20 protein-coding genes and 2 pseudogenes are annotated in these 22,456 nt (G+C 67.1%); 18 read left to right on the top strand and 4 right to left on the bottom strand.

Annotated features, from left to right (window positions below):
- The first annotated feature begins 204 nt into the window (after positions 1-204).
- The 10 genes from M446_RS27235 (at position 205) to M446_RS38335 (ending at position 10,882) form a co-directional block, all read left to right on the top strand.
- A complete protein-coding gene (locus M446_RS27235; protein WP_236728876.1) occupies positions 205-1,407 on the top strand; it encodes an amino acid ABC transporter substrate-binding protein in 1,203 nt (400 codons plus the stop codon).
- A 132-nt stretch (positions 1,408-1,539) separates the two neighbouring features.
- On the top strand, positions 1,540-2,409 hold the full coding sequence (locus tag M446_RS27230) for a branched-chain amino acid ABC transporter permease (RefSeq protein ID WP_012335313.1): 870 nt from the start codon (positions 1,540-1,542) through the stop codon (positions 2,407-2,409).
- Between the two features lies 1 nt (position 2,410).
- A complete protein-coding gene (locus tag M446_RS27225) occupies positions 2,411-3,364 on the top strand; it encodes a branched-chain amino acid ABC transporter permease (RefSeq protein WP_012335312.1) in 954 nt (317 codons plus the stop codon).
- 1 nt (position 3,365) lies between these two features.
- On the top strand, positions 3,366-4,127 hold the full coding sequence (locus M446_RS27220; RefSeq protein WP_012335311.1) for an ABC transporter ATP-binding protein: 762 nt from the start codon (positions 3,366-3,368) through the stop codon (positions 4,125-4,127).
- The gene (locus M446_RS27215) at positions 4,124-4,843 is read left to right on the top strand and encodes an ABC transporter ATP-binding protein (RefSeq protein ID WP_012335310.1); all 720 of its coding nucleotides are present in this window, start codon (positions 4,124-4,126) and stop codon (positions 4,841-4,843) included. Before M446_RS27220 ends, M446_RS27215 begins: the two co-directional genes overlap by 4 nt.
- Before the next feature lie 23 nt (positions 4,844-4,866).
- Positions 4,867-6,354 carry a dihydroorotase gene (locus M446_RS27210; RefSeq protein WP_012335309.1) on the top strand — a complete coding sequence of 496 codons (1,488 nt, stop codon included), beginning with the start codon at positions 4,867-4,869 and terminating at the stop codon, positions 6,352-6,354.
- A 386-nt stretch (positions 6,355-6,740) separates the two neighbouring features.
- Positions 6,741-7,295 (top strand): hypothetical protein, encoded by a 555-nt coding sequence (locus tag M446_RS34360; protein ID WP_012335308.1) that lies wholly within the window; start codon positions 6,741-6,743, stop codon positions 7,293-7,295.
- Between the two features lie 1,031 nt (positions 7,296-8,326).
- Positions 8,327-9,085, top strand: coding sequence for an SDR family oxidoreductase (locus M446_RS27200; RefSeq protein WP_012335307.1), 759 nt, complete (start codon positions 8,327-8,329; stop codon positions 9,083-9,085).
- 369 nt (positions 9,086-9,454) lie between these two features.
- Positions 9,455-10,558, top strand: coding sequence for a L,D-transpeptidase family protein (locus M446_RS35960; RefSeq protein ID WP_322597449.1), 1,104 nt, complete (start codon positions 9,455-9,457; stop codon positions 10,556-10,558).
- 147 nt (positions 10,559-10,705) lie between these two features.
- Positions 10,706-10,882, top strand: coding sequence for a hypothetical protein (locus M446_RS38335; RefSeq protein WP_168169177.1), 177 nt, complete (start codon positions 10,706-10,708; stop codon positions 10,880-10,882).
- A gap of 116 nt (positions 10,883-10,998) precedes the next feature.
- Here the strand turns inward: M446_RS38335 and M446_RS39790 are convergent, their stop codons facing one another.
- Together M446_RS39790 and M446_RS27195 are read right to left on the bottom strand one after the other, a co-directional pair.
- Positions 10,999-11,580, bottom strand: coding sequence for a M23 family metallopeptidase (locus M446_RS39790; protein WP_415926922.1), 582 nt, complete (start codon positions 11,578-11,580; stop codon positions 10,999-11,001).
- A 972-nt stretch (positions 11,581-12,552) separates the two neighbouring features.
- The gene (locus M446_RS27195; RefSeq protein ID WP_012335306.1) at positions 12,553-13,971 is read right to left on the bottom strand and encodes a PLP-dependent aminotransferase family protein; all 1,419 of its coding nucleotides are present in this window, start codon (positions 13,969-13,971) and stop codon (positions 12,553-12,555) included.
- 201 nt (positions 13,972-14,172) lie between these two features.
- Here M446_RS27195 and M446_RS27190 point away from each other — a divergent pair, with 201 nt between their 5' ends.
- From M446_RS27190 to M446_RS27175, 6 genes are all read left to right on the top strand, one after another.
- Complete coding sequence (locus M446_RS27190) at positions 14,173-14,823, top strand: HD domain-containing protein (protein ID WP_012335305.1); 651 nt, start codon at positions 14,173-14,175, stop codon at positions 14,821-14,823.
- A 60-nt stretch (positions 14,824-14,883) separates the two neighbouring features.
- Positions 14,884-15,177: an SDR family NAD(P)-dependent oxidoreductase gene (locus M446_RS39225; RefSeq protein ID WP_050777520.1), complete on the top strand. Its 294-nt coding sequence runs from the start codon at positions 14,884-14,886 to the stop codon at positions 15,175-15,177.
- A 76-nt stretch (positions 15,178-15,253) separates the two neighbouring features.
- The gene (locus M446_RS39220) at positions 15,254-15,535 is read left to right on the top strand and encodes an SDR family oxidoreductase (RefSeq protein WP_050777519.1); all 282 of its coding nucleotides are present in this window, start codon (positions 15,254-15,256) and stop codon (positions 15,533-15,535) included.
- A gap of 17 nt (positions 15,536-15,552) precedes the next feature.
- On the top strand, positions 15,553-15,702 hold the full coding sequence (locus tag M446_RS35945; RefSeq protein WP_083784820.1) for an SDR family oxidoreductase: 150 nt from the start codon (positions 15,553-15,555) through the stop codon (positions 15,700-15,702).
- Positions 15,703-15,902: 200 nt separating this feature from the next.
- Positions 15,903-16,340 (top strand): cupin domain-containing protein, encoded by a 438-nt coding sequence (locus M446_RS27180; protein WP_012335304.1) that lies wholly within the window; start codon positions 15,903-15,905, stop codon positions 16,338-16,340.
- Positions 16,341-16,350: 10 nt separating this feature from the next.
- A complete protein-coding gene (locus tag M446_RS27175) occupies positions 16,351-17,316 on the top strand; it encodes an NADP-dependent oxidoreductase (protein WP_150108742.1) in 966 nt (321 codons plus the stop codon).
- Between the two features lie 135 nt (positions 17,317-17,451).
- On the opposite strand, the pseudogene M446_RS35940 reads toward M446_RS27175, so the two are convergent.
- Positions 17,452-18,688, bottom strand: a pseudogene (locus M446_RS35940) (IS3 family transposase).
- Positions 18,689-18,827: 139 nt separating this feature from the next.
- Between M446_RS35940 and M446_RS27160 the strand changes: the two are divergent.
- Positions 18,828-19,450 (top strand): annotated as a pseudogene (locus M446_RS27160) (dihydrofolate reductase family protein).
- A 414-nt stretch (positions 19,451-19,864) separates the two neighbouring features.
- On the opposite strand, the gene M446_RS27155 reads toward M446_RS27160, so the two are convergent.
- The gene (locus M446_RS27155) at positions 19,865-20,569 is read right to left on the bottom strand and encodes an IclR family transcriptional regulator (protein WP_012335300.1); all 705 of its coding nucleotides are present in this window, start codon (positions 20,567-20,569) and stop codon (positions 19,865-19,867) included.
- Between the two features lie 560 nt (positions 20,570-21,129).
- On the opposite strand from M446_RS27155, the gene M446_RS27150 reads away from it, so the two are divergent.
- The gene (locus M446_RS27150) at positions 21,130-22,455 is read left to right on the top strand and encodes an MFS transporter (RefSeq protein ID WP_012335299.1); all 1,326 of its coding nucleotides are present in this window, start codon (positions 21,130-21,132) and stop codon (positions 22,453-22,455) included.
- Position 22,456: the final 1 nt, after the last annotated feature.

The raw sequence follows: 22,456 nt of genomic DNA, 5'->3' as shown, positions 1-22,456 counted from the left end.
CTCGCCCGGGCGGCCCTTGGCCGGGCCGCCCTTGGGCCGGCGCGCTCGCGCGCTGCCGTTTCGTCGACGTCATCGAGCCGCCTCCGCGGTCGCACCGGATGGAGCCCCGATCATAGGCGGGCGCCCGAGGAAAATACAGCTTGTATTCACCAGACCGGACATGCAGCATGCATGCGGTTCGTCGGGCGGTCGGGGTGCGGGATCATGGCTGGAGCGTGGACGCGTCGGGTCGTTCTGGGCTGCCTCGCGGCGGCGTCACTCTCGTCGCCGCTCCGGGCCCAGGAGGTGCTCAAGATCGGCGCCGCCGTCAGCCTGAGCGGCGCCTTCTCCCGCGAGGGCGGCCTGCTCCGGGATGGCTACGAGCTCTGGCGCGAGCGCGTGAACGCCGCCGGCGGCCTGAAGGCCGGGGGCAAGACCTACAAGGTCCAGGTCGTCTACTACGACGACGAGTCGAAGGCGCAGACGAGCGCCCAGCTGACCGAGAAGCTCGTGAGCGACGACGGCGTCTCGCTCGTCTTCGGGCCGTACTCATCGGGCATCGCCACCGCGACCGCGGTGATCAGCGAGCGCTACCGGGCGCTCACCCTGGCCCCGATGGCCACCGCCAACAGCCTCTACGCGCGCGGCTACAAGTACCTCTTCACGCCCTCGCCCCTCGCGGATCAGGGGCTGGTGCCGATCCTCGACCTCGCCAAGGACCTGAAGCCCGCGCCGGGGACGGTGGCGATCGTCGGGCCCGACGACCTGTTCCCCAACATCACCGGCGAGGGGGCCCGCAAGCGCGCCGAGGCCCTCGGCCTCAAGGTCGTCTACACCGGCAAGTACCCGAAGGGGGCGAACGACCTCTCGGCGGTCGCGACGCAGATCAAGGCGGCCGCCCCCGACATCCTCCTGGCGACCGGCTACGTCCAGGACTCGATCCTCCTGGTCAAGTCCCTGCGCGAACTGCAGGTCGCGCCCAAGCTCGTCGGGCTCGCGACCGCGGTCGGCGTCCAGGACTTCCGGACGGCGGTGGGTCCGGCGGCCGAGGGCATCATGGGCGTCGACTACTGGGTGCCGACCCTGACCTGGAAGGATCCGGTCTTCGGGGACAGCGCCGGCTTCGCGAAGGCGTTCGAGGCAAAGTACGCCAAGGCGCCCACCTTCCACGCGGCGAGCGGCGCCGCGGCCGGCGTGGTGCTGCAGCTCGCGATCGACAAGGCCGGGTCGGTCGATCCCACGGCAGTCCGGGACGCGCTCCTGTCGATGCAGGGCGAGACCTTCTACGGACCGTTCAAGTTCGACGCCAACGGCGTGAACACGCGGGCCGGACTCAACGTCTCGCAGATCGTCGGCGCTGAGCCCAAGGTGATCTACCCCTTCGCGGTCAAGCAGGCGGACCCGGTCTACCCGCGCGCGGTTCCCTAGGGCGTTCTCCGGCGCAGCCGATGCCGGTTGGTCGCGGGACGCGCGACCGAAGCAGAGCCGAGGGCGGGGCATGATCGCGGCGCGATCGCGCCCTGCCCCGGCACCCGACCTCACCCGAGGAGCCGGTCCAGCATGCTCGCGCAGACCTTCGTCAACGGGCTCCTCCTCGGCGGCGTCTACGGCGTCGCCACCATCGGCTTCTCGATGGTCTGGGGCGTGATGAGCATCATCAACCTCGCGCACGGCGCCTACATCATGATGGGGGCGTACCTCGCCTACCTGATGGCCGCGCGGCTCGGCATCGACCCGTTCCTGTCGATGCCGCTCGTCATGGCGGCGCTGTTCTGCGTCGGGTTCGCGGTGCAGTCCCTGCTGCTGAACCCGGTGATGCGCACGAGCGTGCTGCTCACGCTCGCGATGACGTTCGGGCTCGACCTCTTCCTCGTGGACGTGTTCGTCGCGCTGTTCACCTCGGACATCCGCTCCGTCAACACGAGCTACTCCTCCGAGGCGCTCGCGATCGGCCCGGTGCTGGTCTCGTACGTCCGGCTGGCGGCCGCCCTCCTCTCCCTCGCCCTGGCGGGCCTGCTGTACCTCGTCCTGACGCGCACCCGTCTCGGCCAGGCGATCCTGGCGACCGCCCTCGACCGGGAGGCGGCGCGCCTGATGGGCATCGTCCCGGAGCGGATCTACGGCTACACGGCCGGGATCGGGGCGGCGCTCGCGGGCGCGGCCGGCTCGCTGGCCAGCACGCTGTTCCCGATCTCGCCCGGATTGGGAAACTCCTTCATCGGCGCGGTCTTCGTCATCACCGTGCTCGGCGGCATCGGGTCCGTCACCGGCGCGGTCGCGGCCGGCTTCGTGTACGCGCTGATCCAGTCCTTCGCGGCGAGCTACCTCGGCGTGAACTACCAGGAGATCGTCGCCTTCGGGCTGTTCCTGGTCATCCTGGTCGTCCGCCCGCAGGGTCTGTTCGGCAAGCGCTTCTTCGGGGAGGTCTGAGGTGAGCGACACGCGGCAACTCGTCCTCGCGGCCGTCCTGCTCGCCGCGGCCCTGGCGGCCCCGGCCTTCGTCGGCAATTACTGGCTGCGCGTCCTCACGACCGTGTTCATGTTCGGCGTGGTCGCGCAGGGCCTGAACGTGATCGTCGGGTTCGCGGGCTATCACGCCTTCGGCAACTCGGTCTTCTTCGGCATCGGGGCCTACGCCGCGGGGGTCGGGATGACGCTCGGCCTGCCGGTCTGGATCGCGGTCCCGGTCGCCGTCCTGGTCGCGACCCTGGTCGCGGCGATCCTCGGCTGGCCGCTCCTGCGCCTGCGCGGGCACTACTTCGCCATCGCGACCGTGGCGCTGAACGCCGCCGCCACGGAGGCGATCATCAACATCGGCGGCGTGACGGGCGGCGCGCAGGGGCTGCCCCTGCCGTTCTCCGCGCTTCCCCCGACCACGCTCTACCGCATCATCTACTTCGCCATGCTGGCGGCGCTCGTCCTCGCGACCGGGGTGGTGTTCTGGCTGTCGCGGAGCCGGCTCGGCTACGCGCTGCGGGCGCTGCGCGACAGCGAGGACGGCGCGGAGGTGATGGGGGTCGACACCGTGCGGGCCAAGATCCTGGCCTGGATGATCAGCGCCGCGATGACCGGGGCGGTCGGCGGCCTGTGGGCCTACTGGCTCACCTTCATCGAGGTCGGGACGGCCTTCGACGTCTCCATCTCGGTGCGCGGCTACATCATGATGCTGCTCGGCGGCATGGGCACGGTGATCGGCCCGGTGATCGGGGCCGCCCTGTTCCAGCTCGTGGGCGACGCGATCTGGAGCCACTTCTCCGGCATCCACAACCTGCTGCTCGGGGCCCTCGTGATGGCCGTGGTGCTGATGGTGCCGCGGGGCCTGCTCGACAGCCTGTCGCGGCTGCGCCCGCCCGCGCGGCGCGGCCGCCGGCCCGCGGAGGCGTGACATGACCGAGCCGCTGCTCACCATCGAGGGGATCGGCGTCCGCTTCGGCGGCGTCCAGGCGATCAAGGACGTGAGCTTCGACGTCGCGCCCGGGGAGGTGCTGGGTCTGATCGGGCCGAACGGGGCCGGCAAGACCACGCTCCTCAACGTCGTGTCGAGCCTGGTCAAGCCCGCGGCCGGCCGCGTCACCTTCGACGGCGAGACGATCACCGGGCGCAAGGCGCACGCCATCGCGCGCGGCGGCGTCGCGCGCACGTTCCAGATCGTGCAGCCGTTCCGCAAACTCACGGTCGCGCAGAACGTCGCGGTGGGCGCCATGTTCTGCAACGCGGGACGCTCGGCCGCCGCGGTGGCGGAGGCCTGCGCGGAGGCCCTGGAGCAGGTCGGGATCGCGGGCAAGCGGGACTTCCTCCCGAGCCAGCTGACGCTGTCCGAGCGCAAGCGCCTCGAGGTCGCCCGGGCGCTCGCGACCCGCCCGCGCCTCCTCCTCCTCGACGAGGTGATGGCCGGGCTCAACCATGCCGAGATCGAACGCATCATCGCGCTGATCCACGCCATCAACCGCACCGGGCTGACCATCATCGTGGTGGAGCACGTGATGAAGGCGATCACGGCGGTCTGCCACCGGGTCGTCGTCCTGCAGTTCGGCGAGAAGATCGCGGACGGCCCGCCCGACGCGGTCCTGTCCGACGCCAAGGTGGTCAGCGCCTATCTGGGCGACCGCTACGCCAAGCGACACGCTGCCCGGGGAGCCGCCGCATGAGCCTCCTTCGCGTCGAGAGCCTCGACCTGCGCTACGGCGACAGCCAGGTCCTGTGGTCCGTCGACCTGGCGGTCGAGGAGGGCCGGATCTCCGCGCTGGTCGGGGCCAACGGCGCCGGCAAGACCACGCTCATGCGGGCCATCGCCGGACTGGCGCAGCCGAGCGCCGGCCGCGTCGTGTTCGCGGGCGAGGATCTGGCGCGCGTCCCGGCGGAGTCGCGGGTTCGCCGCGGGATCGCGCTCGTCCCCGAGGGGCGGCGCCTGTTCGCCGGCCTCTCGGTGACCGAGAACCTCATGCTCGGCGCCCACATGCGGGCCGACCGGACCGCCGTGACCCGCGACCTCGGCCGGGTCTTCGCCCTGTTCCCGGAACTCGCGCCGCTCGCGGGCCAGATCGCCGGCACGATGTCGGGCGGTCAGCAGCAGATGTGTGCGGTGGGGCGCGCGCTGATGGCCCGCCCGCGGCTGCTCCTCATCGACGAGATGTCGCTCGGCCTCGCCCCCGTCGTCGTCGACCGCATCGCCGCGGCGTTGCGCAGCGTGAACGAAGCGGAAGGCGTCACGATGCTGCTCGTCGAGCAGGACGTGGAACTGGCGCTGGAGATCGCCTCCCACGCGACCGTGCTCGACACCGGGCGCGTCGTCCTCGACGGGCCGTCCGCCACCCTGATCGACGATCCGAAGATCCGCGAAGCCTATATGGGCGTCGCGGCCTGACCCTGCCCTGTTCAAGGTCCGCCATGAAGCCGTTCGATCTCTTCGTCACCAATGGCACCGTCGTGACCGCGCACGGTGAGTACCGAGGCTCCATCGCGGTCGTGGACGGGCGGATCGCCGCGATCGTGGCGCCAGGCGTCGACCTGCCGGCCGTCCGGACCATCGACGCGCGCGGCCGGCACGTCCTGCCGGGCCTGTGGCACGTGCACTGCCATTTCCGGGAGCCGGGCCACACCTACAAGGAGGATTTCGAGAGCGGCAGCAGGGCGGCCGCGGCGGGCGGCATCGCCTTCTGCATCGACATGACCAACAACACCCCGCATCCCACCACGCTCGAAACCTTCGAGATGAAGAAAGCGGCGATCGCTCCCAAAGCCCACGTCGATTACGCGATCTACGGCGGCGGCCTCTACCCGAAGACGTGCCTCGACCTCGGCAAGGCGGGGGCGATCGGTATCAAGATCTTCAACACGCGGCACGTCAAGGAGGTCTACCCCTACATCACCGAACTCGGGGTGGTCGATCACGGCATCCTCTACGAACTCTACGAGGCGATCGCCGAGACCGGCCTCGTCGGCTCGGTGCACCACGACGATACGGAATGGTGCAAGCGCCTGACGTTTCGGGATTACATCAATCCTGGAAAGGTTGAGAACAAATACTACATGGAGTGCTACGAGCGCGGCTACATGTACGGACACGGCATGGTCGCCGGTCTCGCCAGCTCGCTCTACTACGCGCGCCTGACCAAGCTGCGCCTGCACGTGCTTCACCTGGGGGTTATGCCGGTCGGCGCGTACGAGATGCTCCGGCATGCCAAGTTCGACCTGAAGCAGGACGTCACCGCGGAGCTTGAGGCCGCCTCCTTGTTCATGTCGCGCGAGCAGGCGGAGCGGGTCGGCCCCTTCGCGTATCTCTGGGCGCACAGCCCGGAGGCGGGCTGGACCAGTCTCAGGGACGGCGTCGCCGACATGCTGGTCGGCGAGCACGCGCCCCACTCCGTCGAGGACGTCGAGCCCGGCTGGGAGGACAATTTCTCCGTCCCGCTCGGGATCACGGGTGCCCAGGAATTCGTGCCGCTGATGCTCAACGCGGTGAACGAGGGGCGGATGACGCTCCAGGACATCGCGCGGTTCTGCGCCCTCCAGCCCGCCCAGCGCTTCGGCCTCTACCCGCGCAAGGGCGCGCTCGAACTCGGTGCCGACGCCGACATCACGATCGTCGACCTCGCCCGGGAGACGGTCTTGCGCAAGGAGGACATGCACAGCCGCGCGGGCCACACCTCCTGGGAGGGGATGCGGGTCCGCGGCATGCCGGTCGCCACGATCGTCCGTGGGCAAGTGGTGATGGAGGAGGCCCGCATCGTCGGCGAGCCCGGGCTCGGCCGGTTCACGCCCGGCATCCTCGGCCGGGACGGCGGACCGGCGCCGGACGCCGCGCGGCTCCATCGGGCCGAGGCCGTCGCCCAAGCCGCCTCGCGGCAGGTAGCGGCCGGCCCGGTCCTCGAATAGGGCGCAGCACCGGCGCCTGCCGGCTGGAACGACGAGGCGGCGAGGGGAGCTGCGTCGGCCGCGGACGCCGCCTCGGTCCATCGCTGGCGCGTGGCTGGCGGGGATCGCGCAGCTGCCCTGGCCGGACGCGGCGCGGCGCCTTCGACGAGGTCCGGCGGGATTGAGCATGACGAGAGCGAGAGCGGCCGCTGCCCCGGTGCTGATCGGGGGCAGCCTGCCGGCCGAGCCGGTCAAGGCCGAGGTGACACGGTTCGAGGCCATTGCGGTGGAGCGGCCGGCGCTCCAAGGGCGCAGCTTCGGTGAGCGCGGCACGGCGGTGAAGATCACCGGGCGGGCGACCATCGCCCTCGATCCGGGCGATCCCCACAACGCCGTCATCGCCGACATTGCACTCGCGCCCCGCAGCGCCGGCCAAGGCGGACAAGACGGGCCGCTCGATCGTCCAGACCGATCCCCGCCAGGGACCTGCAGTCTGGGAGGGGCACTGGACCTCACTGGGTCGGGACCTCCTCGACAGCCACGCCTGGCGGGCTCAATCGATCAACTGCCGCCGGGTGGTCGACAGGATCCTCCTGGAGCACATCGGACACGGAGGGCTCACGAACGGCGCTTTGGCGGTCACGCACGACGACTCCAAGCGGCATGGCGTTCGGGCGAACTCCGTCCTGCCGGCCATCGAAGAAGCGATCGCCCTCGGGCTCATCCGGCGCGTGCGTGAGGGACAGCGTGCCTGGGGCGCGTTCAAAGGCCGGGCTGCTCTGTTCGGCCTGACCTGGTTCGGGATGGTCGACGGGCGCCCCCCGAGCAACGACTGGAAGCGGTTCGGCAGCCTTGAGGAGGCGGAGCAAGCCGCGAAGAACGCACGGCAGCGGGTCGAGGAGAGCGCCTCCATCCGGCCGGCTCGCCGCAACAGGCTCAACCCCGTTCCGACCGCCGCCTGACGATTTGCCCTAAGAGCATTTTCCGACGAAGTGGATGCCGGTTCGTCGCAGAAAATGCGGCAAGATCAAAGATCGAGAGCAGCACCCGATTGCAACGTGATCGGGTGCTGCTCTAGTACCAGTTCCGGTACATCTAGTACCACCACTTCCGGTACCGGAAATCTCCAGTACCACTTCCGGTACATATATGAATATCTCCGGGTGGGGTGTGGCACGTGCAGCGCCTGTCCGCCGCTAAAAACCGCCACCTTCCCGAACCTGGAATCTGCAAATCGAAAGACCACCAATCTCACACCGGCCAATTGCGCAGATCCAACCGGCCGTCCTTAGCCCTTTCCCGAAGAGGGAACGACGCATGAGGTTCGGCCACGACAGTGCCGCTACGCGCTTGGACTATGAGAATAGCAGGGGATCCCGCACGATTGCGCAACGTTGCAGCTGCCGAACTGGGAGAGCGAATGCCAGATGGCAAAATTGCGCACAGAATTGGTGTCCAGATCGAGGACTGACGAGAAATAATGAATAAACAGAGAGAGGTTCAGAAAGGGTTGGAGATGGCACGGACTGGGGCGAGGATCTCGTATCTCCCGGTGGCTATCCGAACTGACGCTGCTCAGCCTCGACAGGCCCCTTTCACAAACACGGCAACGGAAGCTTGTGACCGAGGCTGTGTGAAAACTCAGGCGGGCTCCGAAATCGTAGAATAATATTCTACAAAGCCGTTATCCGAGCATCCTGGATAGCGGCTGAGATGCCAGCTGGGTGCCTATTCCGGCGCTGCCCAGGGTTATCGAGGGAAGATCCTTCTGCCGCCTTTGCGTTTTCACACAGCCTCGACCCATAGCGGCCCCTCGCAGTGTGGGTCGGGAATGTCCGGTTACGAACGTCGTCCGGACACTCGGCATTGACCGCTCGTCGGACACGGTCAAAAAGGACAGCAAATTTATCACACGGCTCAGGAGCAGCTCTACCAGCAAGCACTCTGATCGCCATACGAAGCGAACACCGCGAGATGATGGGAGAGACCGAGCATGCCGCGAGATATCGAAGGGCAGGTCGCCTGGGTCACGGGGGCGGGCTCCGGAATCGGCCGGGCCGCCGCGGTGGCGCTCGCGAAGGCCGGGGTGCGGCTCGCGTTGACGGGGCGCGGCCGGGAGACGCTCAAATCGACGGCCGATCTTGTCCGGGAGGCTGGGGGTGAGGCGCTCGTCGCGCCCGCCGATATGGGCCGGGCCGACGAGGTCGAGCGCGCCTGGGAGACGGTTCGATCTCACTTTGGCCGCTGCGACATCCTGGTGAACTCCGCCGGCCTGAACGTGCCGAAGCGGAGTTGGAGCGAGATCGACCCGGCTGGCATCGACACGGTCATCGGGGTCGATCTCAACGGGCCCTTCTATGCCTCGCGCCTCGTGCTGCCGACCATGCGGGCCCAACGCGACGGCCTGATCATTCAAGTGTCGTCCTGGGCCGGACGCTACGTGTCCAAACTGACGGGGCCGGCCTACTCGGCCGCGAAGCACGGTCTCGTGGCCCTCTCGGAAAGCTTGAACCAGGAGGAGTGCGGCCATGGCATCCGATCCTGCTGCATCTGTCCCGGCGAGGTCGCGACGCCCATCCTCGACAAGCGTCCCGTTCCGGTCACGGCGGAAGACAAGGCGCGCATGCTGCAGGCAGACCACCTCGCGGAGACGATCCTGTTCGTGGCCCGCCTGCCCCCGTCCGTGTGCGTCAACGAGATCCTGATCAGTCCGACGTGGAACCGCGGCTACCTGGAGGGTGTCAAGCTCTGACGCGCTTGGGGTCGAATACCGGGCGCAGCCTCATGCAGCCTGCCGCTTCGTCTCGATGAATGTCCGGGCAACGTCGGCGATCCGCGGAACAGTCCACATCCGCGCCTGCCAGCTGCTGCGCGGGCACACGAAGCTGGAGAGCACGATGCGGTCCCGGTATCGAAGTCGATGATGCCCTGGTTCTATCGAAGCAGAGCGAGATCTGAGGTGGGCACCGCGGTCGCAACCGCCGCGCCGCCGTGTACCCGAAGTTGCGACGCTCACGCAGCAGTCCCCGACAGCACCTGCACAGCCTGAGCGGGGAACCTTGGCCGTTGGGCTCGATTGTATGAAGGTGCCCTGAGGCGGTGTCGCGGCCGGAGACGAAGTATGCGTGTTGCCAAGCTGCTGATCGCATCGTGCATGCTCGCCACAGCCGGCATCGACACGGCTTCCGCTCAGTTCGTTGATCCCTTGAAGGTCTTGGAAGAGGCGAGACGTGATCGCCTCGAACTGGATAAGCGCCTCGCACGCGAGACAGCGGAGCGCAGGCAGAAAGAGAAGGCCGAGCAAGCTGCGAAAGCGGCTGCGCAGCGGAAGCTTGATGAGCAAAGAGCCTCGGCAATCAGTGGCATCTCACCTGCTACGTCAGCAGAGCAGGCAGGGTCTCCGCCGAATCCTGCACCCACTTCCGACGCTCCTACGCCGCCAGTAGCATCCGGTGACGCCGGAACCGGAACGACCGGGCCTAACCAACCCGCGGCTCTGGCAACTCGCGCGACTGCTGCGGAAGCAGCTGATTCGCCGGCCTCCTCAGAAGGCAGGGCCAACGGAGCGCCCGCCCCCAGCTCTGTCACGACTTCCCAAATCCAGGCGGGTGAACCGGGGGTTCCACTCCTGCCAACTCTGACACCGGGCGCTGTCCACGACGTCCCTGCTCCTGCCCAGCCGCAGCCCACAGCAGCGCCTGCTCGGGATGCCACGGGGCTCGCTGTTGCGTCTCCCCCGCGCGTTCTAATCACGATCGACAAGGCTTCTCAGCGGATGCGGGTGACGGTGGATGGAAAGCTGCGCCATTCCTGGGCAGTCTCAACTGCCCGAGCGCCGTATAAGACGCCCGCAGGCACGTTCCACCCCTTGCGTCTGGCGAAGGAGCACTACTCCAGGGAGTGGGATGACGCTCCGATGCCCTACTCCATCTTCTTCACGGCGGCGGGCCACGCTATCCACGCCAGCACCGCCACTCGCCAGCTCGGGCGACCGGCATCGCACGGATGCGTCCGACTTGCGCCGGCCAACGCTGCCGCGCTGTTCGCGCTTGTCCGAGCTGTAGGTCCCGGTACCACCAAGGTATCCATCACGAACGGAGCGTCAGCAGGGAAGACTGCACGGAGCCGCACTGCCGATGCGCGTGCCCGCGCGCGTGGTCATCATGCCCGACGTGTACCTGCTGAGATGTGGCAGGTCGGCTCCACGGTTGGCTGGAACGAGTAGAACAGCTTCGGCCAAGTCAGCGTGGGCACCTGCCTCGCCTCGAACATTCGGCCGCTTCACCGCCTCCAAGCAGGTGCGTAACGCCGTCAGATAGGCCCGGCCAGGATAGCGGCCCATGGTCATAGCAAGTGGATTACCCGTCTTCGAGTGTCCGACCACATCAACGATCCGCTGACGGAAGATAGCAACACCATCCCCAGGCGCGACCATGGCCTTGCGGATGAACCAGCGTCGGACGGAGCGAAGATCAACGCGCGGCTGTCGCTTCCCACCAGATCGATGACCGCCGCCGAGTGCGATGCGCTTCCGAGTGAACGCTTGTGAACTCGGGTCTCCACGTCCACACGAAGCGTTGGTGTGAACGGGCAACTCGCGGGAGATCGGGGTGCACGGGCACGTCGCGCGCCGAAGTAGCGGTCTTGGCGTTCTATTTTGGTTCATCAGCGCATAATCATGAGAGATGAGGCAGTGATCCTTGACTCGATCGCCCTCATCCTGTGGTCATGCTCAGCCCATTTCTCGGCCAATCTGGAAGGTCCAGCCGCTATCCGCCGGGCGAGCGTATGCTGCGCTAACTGAGGCAGCTTTGTAGCGGGCTGCGCAAGCGGGACTGCCGAAATTTCGAGTGCCGCAACTCGCTGGGCGGAGGCGGTGGCAGTCCGCCCGTCTGTGGGTGGGGCCTTCTGGACTTTTGCCGCGACGCGCACACCTCCCGGCGCATAAATGTCCATAGGATCAACGAAGTCGCCGTTGACCAGCACCTCGAAGTGGAGATGCGGCCCCGTCGAGAGACCCGTACTGCCCACAAACCCAATCACCTGCCCCTGGCGCACCCTGGTCCCAGGCTGGATGTCCGTGCCGAAGCGAGACATGTGAGAGTAGGCAGTGACCACACCATCAGCATGCTGGATCTCCAGACGCCGGCCGTAGCCTGCAGCCCATTTCGCCAAGATCACCGTTCCCTCACCGGCTGAGAGAATCGGTGCGCCGAGCCGGGCAGCCCAATCAACACCGGTATGCATCTTGGACGAATGGAGAATGGGATGCCGCCGGATGCCGAAGCCCGACCGTAAATTCCCGTCAGCTACAGGTTTGCCAAGTATGAGCTTCTTGAGCGGAAGCTCTTCCGTAAGACTTGCGTACGTGGGCGGGTCAACGTCCGGGGGCAGAGGCAGAGTAGACAGCACCGCCTCAATATCGATCGCCGGAGTAGACCTTGCTGGGCTTGCGAGTATGCCAAGGCCTACCGTCAGAGCGCAACAGGATGACAGACCTTTCCCGGTCAGGCGGGGTACAAGCATTGCAGAGCCCTCATCCGATCCGCACAACTGGCGTTCGACGCTCGAGAGTCGCTCTGTGTCCGTACCCGACCTAGGATCGCCTGCTCCGGGTTGAGCACGTCCTCCGTGAAGGGGGCACTGAGCGTCCGTTCCCAGCGGCATGCTTGATCGAAGATGGTTGACGAACCTCTAAGCATTGCCAGCTTGCCTCGCGCTCCGGTTTCATGTCGCCCTGGGCATTCTTCCCGATGCGCTGGTGAGAGGTGGGTGGCTATGACCGGGTAGCCACTCCCGGGACACGCGCCATGTCGCAGGCTGCTCACAACCCCGCTGCTCGGCATTGACTCTGTCGAGGGACGCGTCTGATGGCACGATCGAAACGGTCCTGATCACACCGATGTGCTGCCACGTTTCGCGTTTCGTTGGCAGGCGCGTCACTGCCGGGCCATGTCGCCCGGGTGTCTGCCGGGATCGCGATCGGCGCAACTAAGCTAATGGCCGGACCGATCCAGACTGGGTGAGAATGACCCTGAGCGGCCCCTCGCGGCGGATGTCGGGAATGTGCGGTTGCGAGGGTTTTGCGGCCGTTTGAGTTCGTGATACGGTTTTCTCGAGCGAGGAAGGGGAAGAGCGCCATCAGCGAGGCTCGGTGACGCAGAGCTCGGCCCCAGATACCCACCCTAATCAGCACGCCTCTGAGCTCGGCCACCTTCCCTACCGCAGGGTACATCGTTCAATCGCCTGAACCAGCCGTTCGCACACGCGGTCGAGGTCCTTTGTCGGCGCGGTCGCGACCCCCAGCAGAAGCGCCGACCTGGCTCCGTCCAATGACGTATACCAGGGCGAAAGAGGCGTTGGGGACATGCCGAGCAGCCAGACCTCGCTCGCCACACGCAGGTCGGACGTCGAGCCGGGCAACCTCAGCAGTACGGCCAACCCGGACGTCGTGAGCTGATCGGCGGCGACAAAGCCCCTGAGGCGCTCTATCACCGCCTGCCGTTTCGTGGCGTAGGCGCGCTTGGTGCGCCTCAGATGACGCATGTAGTGCCCCTCGCGCATGAACTCGGCGATCGCAAGTTGGACCGACGGACCCGGCGGCGGCGAGAGGCACGCGGCCGTCTCAGCAAACCGCGAGACCATTTCGGCGGGCGCGACCACGAAACCGAGCCGCAGGCTAGGGCTGATCGTCTTGCTGAATGAGCCGATGTGGATGACGCGGCCCGCGCGATCGAGCGAGGCGAGCGCCGGCGCAGCCCGCCCCGACAATTGCAGCTCGCTGAGGTAGTCGTCCTCGATGATCCAGGCACGGTTCGTCGAGGCCCACTCCAAGAGACGAAGGCGTCTCTCAAGCGAAAGAGCGCCACCTAGAGGCGCCTGCTGACCGGGCGTCACCAGCACAAGTTTGGCGTCCGGATGGAGGCGCAGCCCCTGGTCGACATCCATTCCGTCTGCGTCGACCGGGATCGGCGCGAGCGACAGGCGCGCGAGCTCCAGAGCCCTTCGAGACCAAGGGAAGCCGGGGTCCTCCATCCATGCCTTGCGGCCGTCGAGGCCAAGGACGTGGAGCGTCAGGCCGAGTCCCCCACCGAACCCAGCCGTAATGATCACCTGGGAGGGCGAGCAAGCGAGCCCTCGAGCGACGGCCAGATAGCCTGCGATCTCGCGCCTGAGGTCGAGCTCGCCCCTCGGGTCTGGATAGAGCGGCGAGGCGCTCGCCTCGGCGCGTACCGCGCGCGCACGAAGGCGCGACAGGAGGGTCGCCGGGAAGGTATCGCTCCCCGGCACTCCCATCTGGAAGTGAGCCGGTCCCTGGATCATTGCCTCGTAGGCTGCAATGAACGGCCCCGCGTCTGCGGGCTCCCCGCCGCCCGCTCGGCTTCGAGGCCGCTGTGCGACGCGCGTGCCCGTGGCGCGGGAGGCCTCGATCAGCTGGGCGGCGGCGAGCTTCTCGTAGGCCGTCCGCACCGTCCCGCGGGCCACCCCGAGCTGCGCCGCGAGGTCCTGCCATGATGGCAATCGCGCGCCGGGGCTCAGCACGCCATCGTTGATGGCCTTGGAGATCCCCAGCTGGATCTGCTCGGCCAGCGAACGCTGCGCCGATCGGTCGAGGCTTAACGTCAGCGCTTTGGCCATGCGCTCATAGTACAGCGTTTTTGCGCATTCTTGGTGCTTTTCGCTGGCCCAGGCGGGGACGATCTTCAGGCCTCAAGCACCGGCCGGAGGCCACTCAGGGCACGGGCCGTGCTGACGCGATTTCAGCGCGCTGATGCGGACTTGGCGCTGGACGGTGGGCCGGTGACGCGGAGGGTTCCGCAATCGAACAGGAGCACTGTGATGATCCAGGAGATTTCGGGTGTCAGCGTTCCCGACAGCGCCCTCGCGCGGAAGGTGACCGAGTTCGTCCGCGACACCGAAGGCGACCTGCTCTTCCACCATTCGGTGCGGGTCTATTTCTGGGGCGCTCTGAAGGGCCGACGCATGGGCATGACCTTCGACGCCGAGCTGCTCTACGCGGCTGCCATGTTCCACGACATCGGCCTGACGGGCTCGTTCCGCGACAGCCAGCTTCGGTTCGAAGTCGATGGGGCGAACGCCGCGCGTGATTTCCTGCGCAGCCACGGCTTGCCGGACACCGATCTTGAGATCGTGTGGAACGCGATCGCCCTTCACACTACGCCCGGGATCCCGGAGTTCATGCGGCCAGAGATCGCATTGGTCCAGGCGGGAGCCGGCATGGACGTCGCGGGCCGCGGATACGATGAGTTCACCGTTGCGGAGCGTCAGGCGGTTGTCGCGGCGGCTCCTCGCGACCCGCATTTCGAGCATGGGATCATCGACGCCTTCTACGAAGGCATGAAGCACCGTCCCGGCAGCACCGTCGGGACATTCAACGACGACGTGCTGGCCTACAAGGATCCGCAGTTCCGCAGGATCGACATGTGCAGCGTCATCCTGTCCTCGAAGTGGGCCGCGGCAGGCCGCTGACTCACACGTCCCCAGACCCGCACGTGACGCGCCGGTTCCTACCAGGAGCAAGAGCTCGACATGATCGAACGCATCTTCCTCGTGACCGGCGCCAGCAGGGGCATAGGCCGCGGGCTGTCAGAACGCTTGGCAAAGGCTGGGCACCGCGTGGTTGGGATCGCCCGCGCCGAGGACCCGGCGTTTCCGGGCACACTGGTCCCGATCGACCTGAACGACACGCGCGCTGCGCAAGCGGCCATCGCTGAACTCGCCGAGCGAATTTCGTTCGACGGGGTCGTCAACAACGTCGGCCTGGCGCGGCTAGCCCCCTTGGGCAGATCGATCTGGCCGATGTCGACGATCTCTTCAGGATGAATGTGCATCCCGCGCTCGTGGCCACGCAGGCGATCTTGCTGGCGCTGCGGGGAAGGGATGGGGACGGATCGTCCACGTGAGCCGCCTCGTGGTGACCGGAACGCCCCTGCGCAGCGCTTACGCCGCGGCTAAGGCGGCGCTGAACAGCCTCACTCGGACGTGGGCCATGGAATTGGCCGAGACCGGCATCGCCGTGAACGCGGTCGCGCCAGGGCCCGTCGAGACGGAGATGTTCCGCCGCAACACCCCGGTCGGCAGCCAAGCTGAAGCCCGCTTTCTCTCCATGATCCCGACGCGGCGACGAGAGCAAGAACCGATCGCGTTGCAATCGGCTCTTGCTCTAGGCCTCTGGTTTTGAGGCATTTTCCGCGGTGAATCGGCGTCCACTTCGCCGGAAAATGCTCTAGCCGGCCCGAGGAGATCGCCGCCGCCATCGAGTTCCTCCTGTCCGAGGACGCCGGCTTCACCACGGGGCAGACCCTCTTCGTCGATGACGGCGGTTCGATTGGCAAGGGGATGGCGTAAGGTCTGAAGGCGATCAATCCCTCTGGCCCGGTGCTTGCTGGCATACTAGAGCATATCCAGACGAAGTGGATGCTGGTTCGGCGCAGGAAATCCGAAAATATTAATGACTTAGAGTAATATATGATTGCAGCGCGATCGGATCCTGCTCAAGTGCTCCTATCCGACGAGGCGGCAGTTCAACATCGCACCGGAGAGCCGTTATGATCATAGTCGCCCATCCCGCGTTGAGGACCGCCATGATCGCCGCAGGCGCCCTCGCCCTGTCCGCCCTTCGAACGTCTGATGCGCACGAGGCCAGCAGCGCCGGCCATGAGACGGTGACGCCGGTCATGCAGCAGGCCTTGGCCAACGCTTCCGGCAAGACTCTGTCGGCCGTCGTGGTGACGTATGCACCGGGGCAAGCCTCGCCGGCTCACAGGCACGCAGGCAGTGTCTTCGCGTATGTGCTCTCCGGAGAGATCCGCTCCCAGAACTCCGCGACTGGCGCGGCTCGCGTCTACAAGGCAGGCGAGAGCTTCTTTGAGCCTCCCGGCAGCGAACACCTCATCTCAGAGAACGCTAGCAGGACCGAGCCAGCACGCCTGCTTGCGGTCTTCGTCGCGGATGATGGCGCCGTTCTCACCACCCCGAGCAAATGAGGAGGTGACCATGACCAATGTCGATCGTGCCGCCTCAGATTCATCCATTATGACCGCGGCGCGCATCCACGCGTTTGGCAATGTCGATGCGATTGTGCTGGAAGAGATCGAGCGGCCGACAGCTGCCGAAGGTGAGGTGCTCGTCCGTGTCGAAGCTGCGGGCGTTGGCCCCTGGGATGCCTGGATCCGGGCTGGGAAGAGCGTACTGCCGCAACCGCTGCCACTGACCCTTGGCTCGGACATCTCCGGCATCGTGGAAGCGGTCGGCCCCGCAGTGACCGGCCTGCATGTCGGCGATCCCATCTTCGGCGTCACGAACGCCCGCTTCACGGGCGGCTACGCGGAGTACGCCGTCGCCTCGGCGGACATGATCGCACGGCGCCCCGCATCACTGGGTGTGGTCGAAGCCGCAGCGGTTCCGGTGGTTGCCGTTACGGCCTGGCAGGCACTCTTCGAGCAGGCGAATGTCCAGCACGGCGATACAGTTCTGATCCACGGCGGTGCGGGCGCCGTTGGAGCCTATACTGTACAATTCGCCAAGCAGGCAGGAGCCCTCGTCATCGCGACTGCGAGCGAGCGGGACAGAGACTTCGTCGAAGGTCTTGGGGCAGACAAGGTCGTGAACTACCGATCTGCGCGCTTTGAGGATATTGCGACGAGTGTCGATGCGGTAATCGATCTCGTCGGTGGCGAAACGCAGAAGCGCTCCTTCTCGGTCTTGAGGCCGGGCGGCGTGCTGATCTCGGCGGTCTCACAGCCTGATCAGACCCTCGCGCAAGTACACGGTGTGCGCGCTGCCTTCTTTCTCGTGGAAGTTACGCGTACGCGCCTTGAGACGATTGTGGCAATGATCGACGAAGGTCGCGTGATCGTCGATGTCGGTCTGACGCTCCCGATTGCGGAGGCTCGAACGGCTCATCACCTTCTCGAAGGGCGTTCGGCCAAACCCCGCGGCAAGATTGTACTGACTATGTAGCTCGTCTATAGCGGCGAAGCCCGCCCGCGTGTCCTTCACAGCATTGCGGCGGACTAGCTTCTTCGTGGGATAGGCGTCGACAGCTCTTATATCCTGATTGTACCGCCCGCGGATTGTGAGACACCGATCTGAAGCCTACGCGGCCAGAGCCGCGGGTGGAAGCTGCGCAGCGCGGACGGCTGCCGGTGGGCGGAACCCGTGCCGCTCGATCAGCCACGTCTCGTTGTAGGTCTGGCGAAACGCCAGCAGGGCTCGGCGGAGATCCGCGACGGTGTCGAAGCTGCACCCAGAGCAGGTTCTCCTTGAGCGTGCGGATGAAGCGCTCGGCGCAGCCGTTGCCCTCCGGCGCAGGCACAAAGGCGGGCGAATTCGCGATGCTCAAGAAGGCCAGTTCGGCCTGGAAGTCATCCGACATGTGCTGGCTGCCGTGGTCGTGCCGGACACTCAGACCAGCAGCGACCTTCGCCGCAAAGCCGCCGAAGCGCTGCCGTACGCCCTGGCGGATCGGCTCCAGCGCCTCAAAGCGCGTGGCGCGCCGCGCTGCGTGCAGGCCCACGCACTCGGCCGAGCAGTGGTCGACGGCCACGAACACCGCGACCTGCCCCTCGCCGGTCCAGGTGGTGGTCAGGTCGGTCCCCCACATCGTGTCCACCGCCTCCGGGATGATGGTGCCGTCGTGGGTGCGCGGGCCGCGCGGCGCGCCGACGCGAGACGGGGCGAGCAGATCATGGTTGCGCATCAGGCGCAGCACGCGGCACTTGGAGGTGCGCACGCCCGTGTGGCGCAGGCGCGCCCAGACCTTGCGGTGGCCCTCGCCGTGGAAGGGGCTGCCGGTGAGGGTGGCGCGGATTTCCTCCAGCCGCATCCGGCATCGGGCCGATCGGGCCGGGACGCCGCGCCGGCTCGGGCCGGGCGGGTGAGAGGTGGCGGTGGACGGTGGCGCGCGACACGCCCCAGATCCGGCACACCCGGGCCAGCCCGTAAGCTGTGCCGCTGGACGGCGAGACGACCTGGCTCATGGCCGCGACCTCCTGCGGGCCAAAGGGCCGGGGCCCCGCGCCTCCAGGGCAGCGATCTTGGCCTCCAGCAACTCGCGCTCGAGCAGCATCTCGCCAAGCCTGGTCTTCAGTTGCCCGCTCTCCAGCGCCTCGCCGTCGGCGGGTCGGGTCGCCAAGCCGGCTTCGCCCGCCGCCAGGAAGGCGTCGCGCCAGCCCGACAGGGTTGCGGCGGTCACGCCCGGGCTGCGCGAGACGCTCTCCAGGTCCTCGCCGCGCAGCAGCCGGAGCACCGCATCCCGCTTGCGCTGCCGGGACATGCGCCCGCCTCGGCCGGGACCAGCCGCGCCGGCATCCACCCTCGTGTGTGTGGTCATCGGCCTCACCCCGGCCGCGGAGACCGTCCGCTAACGGGGTGTCTCAAGCAACCGTGGGGCGGAGGACGATCGGGCTTATGGCAGACGCGTCGATGCCTCTATAATTATACACGCATTAACACTCGTAGTAATCAGGAACATGTCTGATTGTTTTTGCCTGCCGCGCATCGTGATCGGCTCCGGGGCCGGCCCGGACCAGAGCCTGGAGCATCCGATGGGCAAGGGCGGTCGGGAGCTACACAAGTGGTTCTTCCCGACCCGAACCTTTCGATCGATGATCGGGCGAGATGGCGGGACCGATGATCGTTTCGCCCGCGCCGCGGCGGAAGGCTTCGGCGCCTTCATCCTCGGCCGCAACATGTTCGGGCTGGCCGGCGACGATTGGGGCGGGCCCGACTGGAAGGGCTGGTGGGGCGACAATCCCCCGTACTACGCGCCGACCTTCATGCTCACCCACCACACCCGGGCGCCCATCGTGATGGAGGGCAGGACGATCTTCCATTTCGTCACCGGGGGGATTGAGGCAGCGCTCGCCCAGGCCAAGGCCGCCGGCGATCTGGACGTCAAGATCGGTGGCGGTGTGTCGACGGTTCGCCAGTATCTGCTCGCGGGCGCGATCGACGAATTGCACTTGGCGGTGCGCCCCTTGTTCTGGGCCGGGGCGAGCACCTCTTTGCGGACATCGACCTGCCGGGCCTCGGCTATCGGGTGACGGAGACGGTCCCAACAGAGCTTGCGACCCGCATCGTGCTCACGCGCTGACTGCCGGAAGAGAACCGGGCGCCGCCTCAACGTCCGGAACCCACCCCCAAATGGAAGTTGGGAACGCCCGCTTTCGGGCAATTCGGCTCAGCGGCCCAGAAGGACCGGGTCCGACCGATTGCGGTCCGTGTGCTTCGGTGTTCCTGGCTTGGGTAAGCGGACGTTCGATGCGGTTCCGGCGAAGGCCTCAGAGTGACCCTGAGCAGTCCTTCGTGGGGTACGCCAGGAATGTCCGGTTGCGGGGGTATTCCGGACATCTGACTGAGTGACAAGGTTCCCTGATACTCGCCGCCACACGGCGCTTTCGCGTCCGGCACTTCAACGTGGGTTCCTCTCACCGCGAATAGGTCGGCATGCCCTGCAGGCTCCCGGGAATGAAGGGACAGGTCGTGGCTGAGTTCTCAGCATCGTCCTTCAAAGCTGTGCGCCCAATTCGGACGAGAGGCGCTCAGCCGCCTCCCGCAATCGGGATTCCAGGGCTCTGGCCTGGTCGGCCGTGAGACGGGATGAGGGACCGGATAACGCGAGCGCTCCGATGAGCCGTCTCTCGGTGCCGAAGATCGGCATCGCCATGGATGCGACATGCGGGTCAGTGATGCCCGACGTATAGATCGGGAGCGCCACGTCCGTCCGCTTCGCGGACGTGCGGTCGCCGAAGATCGACAACACCTGCGCGATGGCCGAGTCGTCCATCGGGCGCATGTCGCCCGGCCGAACGTTCATGCGCAGCGGGTGCGGTGAGTCGGCCCGGAACAAGCACAGCCTCTGATTGCCGCGGCGAATATAGAACGACGCGGTCTCCAGCGACTCGGCGGCGAGGCGCTCCAGGACGGGGACGACGCGCTCCTCCAGGGCGAAGGATTGCTGATAGACCGAGCCGATGCGGGCGGCCTCGACGCCGAGGCGGTAGCGCCCGTCGTCCAGGCGCTCGATCAGGTCGAACTTCTCGAGCGAGATGCATAGCCGCATGATCGTGCTCTTCACGAGGCCCGTGCGGCGGGCGAGTTCCGACAGTTCGAGCGCGTCGTCGCCGCGTCGGAACGCAGTCAGAACCGTCAACACTCTGTCGGCCGAGGCCACACCCTCAAGCTTGGGCCTCTTCCGAGCCTCTTTCGGCATCCGTTTCGCGCTCGCTCACGCTGGAGTGGATCGGGGAAGAAGCCTCTAGAGCGGCACTCGATCACGTTGCAATCGGGTGCCGCTCTAGATCTTTGATCTTGCCGCATTTTCTGCGACGAACCGGCATCCACTTCGTCGGAAAATGCTCCAGCGCGGTTTCCGGCATCGCCAAACGGGGCAGTGGGCCGGGGCTTCCAGGGCACGGGTCGCAGCGGTCGCGGCCGGCCGCGCCTCCCGTCGGGTCGCGGGCCGCGTGCGACACTCCGCAGCATCCCACTCCTGCGGCCCGCGGTGGGTCCCGGGCCGCGGCACGGTTGCCCACAGCGCTGCGGACGTCTGTAAGCCGCTGAGCTGCCACCACGATCCCCGCAACGCCGCACGCGTCGCGCCGATCCCGGCAGATGACTTAAGCGCGACTGTCCGAGTTGGCGGCCGAGCCAAGCATTGCCTGCACCAAGGCCCGCGAATGCTTTGCAACCGCTTGACCCGCCCGGCCGCGCGCTGTACGCAAAATGAAACGCCGTTGCAAAATCGGCTTGGGAGAAAGCGCCATGGCACGGATGCACCCGGCGGAGCCGGCAGTCCTTCAGGGAGCGGCGGTCGACGAGCCGGCGCTGCACCGCAAGCTGATGCGGCGCATCCTGCCGTTCCTGTTCGTCTGCTACGTCGTCAGCTACCTGGATCGCGTGAATGTCGGCTTCGCCGCGCTCACGATGAACCAGGACATCGGGCTCAGCGCGACGGCGTTCGGCGTCGGGGCGGGCCTGTTCTTCTTCGGCTACTTCGCCGCCGAGATCCCCAGCAACCTGATCATGATGCGGGTCGGGGCGCGGCTGTGGATCGCCCGGATCATGATCACCTGGGGCCTCGTCTCGGCTGCGACCGCGTTCGTGACCGGCCCGGTGCAGTTCGGCATCGCCCGCTTCCTGCTCGGCCTCGGCGAGGCGGGCTTCGTGCCCGGCGTGTTCCTCTACCTCAGCCTGTGGTTCCCCTCCGCCGTGCGGGCGCGGGCGACCGCCCTGTTCCTGCTCGGCATCCCGGTCGCCAACATCATCGGCTCGCCGATCTCGGGCGCGCTCGTCCAGCTCGAAGGCTTTGGCCTCAAGGGCTGGCAGTGGCTCCTCGTCCTCGAAGCCGCGCCCGCGGTGCTCCTCGGCATCGCCTGCCTGTTCGTCCTCACCGACCGGCCCGAGAAGGCGGCGTGGCTGAGCGCCCCCGAGCGCGACGTCCTGGTGGCCAAGCTCGCCGCCGAGAAGGCCGCGATCGAGAAGAAGCACAACCTCACCCTGGCCCAGGCGCTGCGGGACTGGCGGGTGCTGACCCTCGCGGCCATCAATTTCTGCGCCATCGTCGGCTCCCTCGGCATCGGCCTGTGGCTGCCGCAGATCATCAAGCAGCTCGGCCTCGCCACGTCCCTCGTCGGGGTGGTGACGGCCATCCCCTACGTCTGCGGCGCGGTCGCCATGGTGGTGTGGGGCCGCCTCTCCGACCGGGGCGGCGACCGCACGATCTACCCCGCCATCTCGCTCTTCGTCGGCGCGGCGGCCCTCATGGCGAGCGCCTTCACCCCGACGCCGCTCCTCACCATCGCGGCCCTCTGCGTCGCCGTCATGGGGATCAACTCCTTCGTGGCGACCTTCTGGGCCGTGCCGTCCGGCTTCCTCACCGGCCGGGCGGCGGCGGGCGGAATCGCCATGATCGTCTCGATCGGCAACCTCGGGGGCTTTGCGGGGCCGTACATGATCGGCTTCGTGCGCGACCTCTCGGGCGGGTTCACGGCGCCGCTCGTCGCGGTGGGATGCTGCCTCCTCCTCGGCGCGGTGCTGATGCTCGGCTTCGGCCGCCGGGTCCGGCGGCACGACGCCCTGGCCGCGCTCCCGGCCTGAG

The organism is Methylobacterium sp. 4-46, assembly GCF_000019365.1.
Taxonomy (GTDB): domain Bacteria; phylum Pseudomonadota; class Alphaproteobacteria; order Rhizobiales; family Beijerinckiaceae; genus Methylobacterium.
This window is presented reverse-complemented; position numbering and strand designations above follow the sequence as displayed.

What these genes read in the sequence shown, in the direction of transcription:
- M446_RS27235 (WP_236728876.1), top strand. Translation starts at nt 205, where the DNA reads ATGGCTGGAGCGTGGACGCGTCGGGTCGTTCTGGGCTGCCTCGCGGCG.
- M446_RS27230 (WP_012335313.1), top strand. Translation starts at nt 1,540, where the DNA reads ATGCTCGCGCAGACCTTCGTCAACGGGCTCCTCCTCGGCGGCGTCTAC.
- M446_RS27220 (WP_012335311.1), top strand. Translation starts at nt 3,366, where the DNA reads ATGACCGAGCCGCTGCTCACCATCGAGGGGATCGGCGTCCGCTTCGGC.
- M446_RS27215 (WP_012335310.1), top strand. Translation starts at nt 4,124, where the DNA reads ATGAGCCTCCTTCGCGTCGAGAGCCTCGACCTGCGCTACGGCGACAGC.
- M446_RS27210 (WP_012335309.1), top strand. Translation starts at nt 4,867, where the DNA reads ATGAAGCCGTTCGATCTCTTCGTCACCAATGGCACCGTCGTGACCGCG.
- M446_RS27200 (WP_012335307.1), top strand. Translation starts at nt 8,327, where the DNA reads ATGCCGCGAGATATCGAAGGGCAGGTCGCCTGGGTCACGGGGGCGGGC.
- M446_RS35960 (WP_322597449.1), top strand. Translation starts at nt 9,455, where the DNA reads ATGCGTGTTGCCAAGCTGCTGATCGCATCGTGCATGCTCGCCACAGCC.
- M446_RS39790 (WP_415926922.1), bottom strand. Translation starts at nt 11,580, where the DNA reads ATGCATACCGGTGTTGATTGGGCTGCCCGGCTCGGCGCACCGATTCTC.
- M446_RS27195 (WP_012335306.1), bottom strand. Translation starts at nt 13,971, where the DNA reads ATGGCCAAAGCGCTGACGTTAAGCCTCGACCGATCGGCGCAGCGTTCG.
- M446_RS27190 (WP_012335305.1), top strand. Translation starts at nt 14,173, where the DNA reads ATGATCCAGGAGATTTCGGGTGTCAGCGTTCCCGACAGCGCCCTCGCG.
- M446_RS39225 (WP_050777520.1), top strand. Translation starts at nt 14,884, where the DNA reads ATGATCGAACGCATCTTCCTCGTGACCGGCGCCAGCAGGGGCATAGGC.
- M446_RS27180 (WP_012335304.1), top strand. Translation starts at nt 15,903, where the DNA reads ATGATCATAGTCGCCCATCCCGCGTTGAGGACCGCCATGATCGCCGCA.
- M446_RS27175 (WP_150108742.1), top strand. Translation starts at nt 16,351, where the DNA reads ATGACCAATGTCGATCGTGCCGCCTCAGATTCATCCATTATGACCGCG.
- M446_RS27155 (WP_012335300.1), bottom strand. Translation starts at nt 20,569, where the DNA reads ATGCCGAAAGAGGCTCGGAAGAGGCCCAAGCTTGAGGGTGTGGCCTCG.
- M446_RS27150 (WP_012335299.1), top strand. Translation starts at nt 21,130, where the DNA reads ATGCACCCGGCGGAGCCGGCAGTCCTTCAGGGAGCGGCGGTCGACGAG.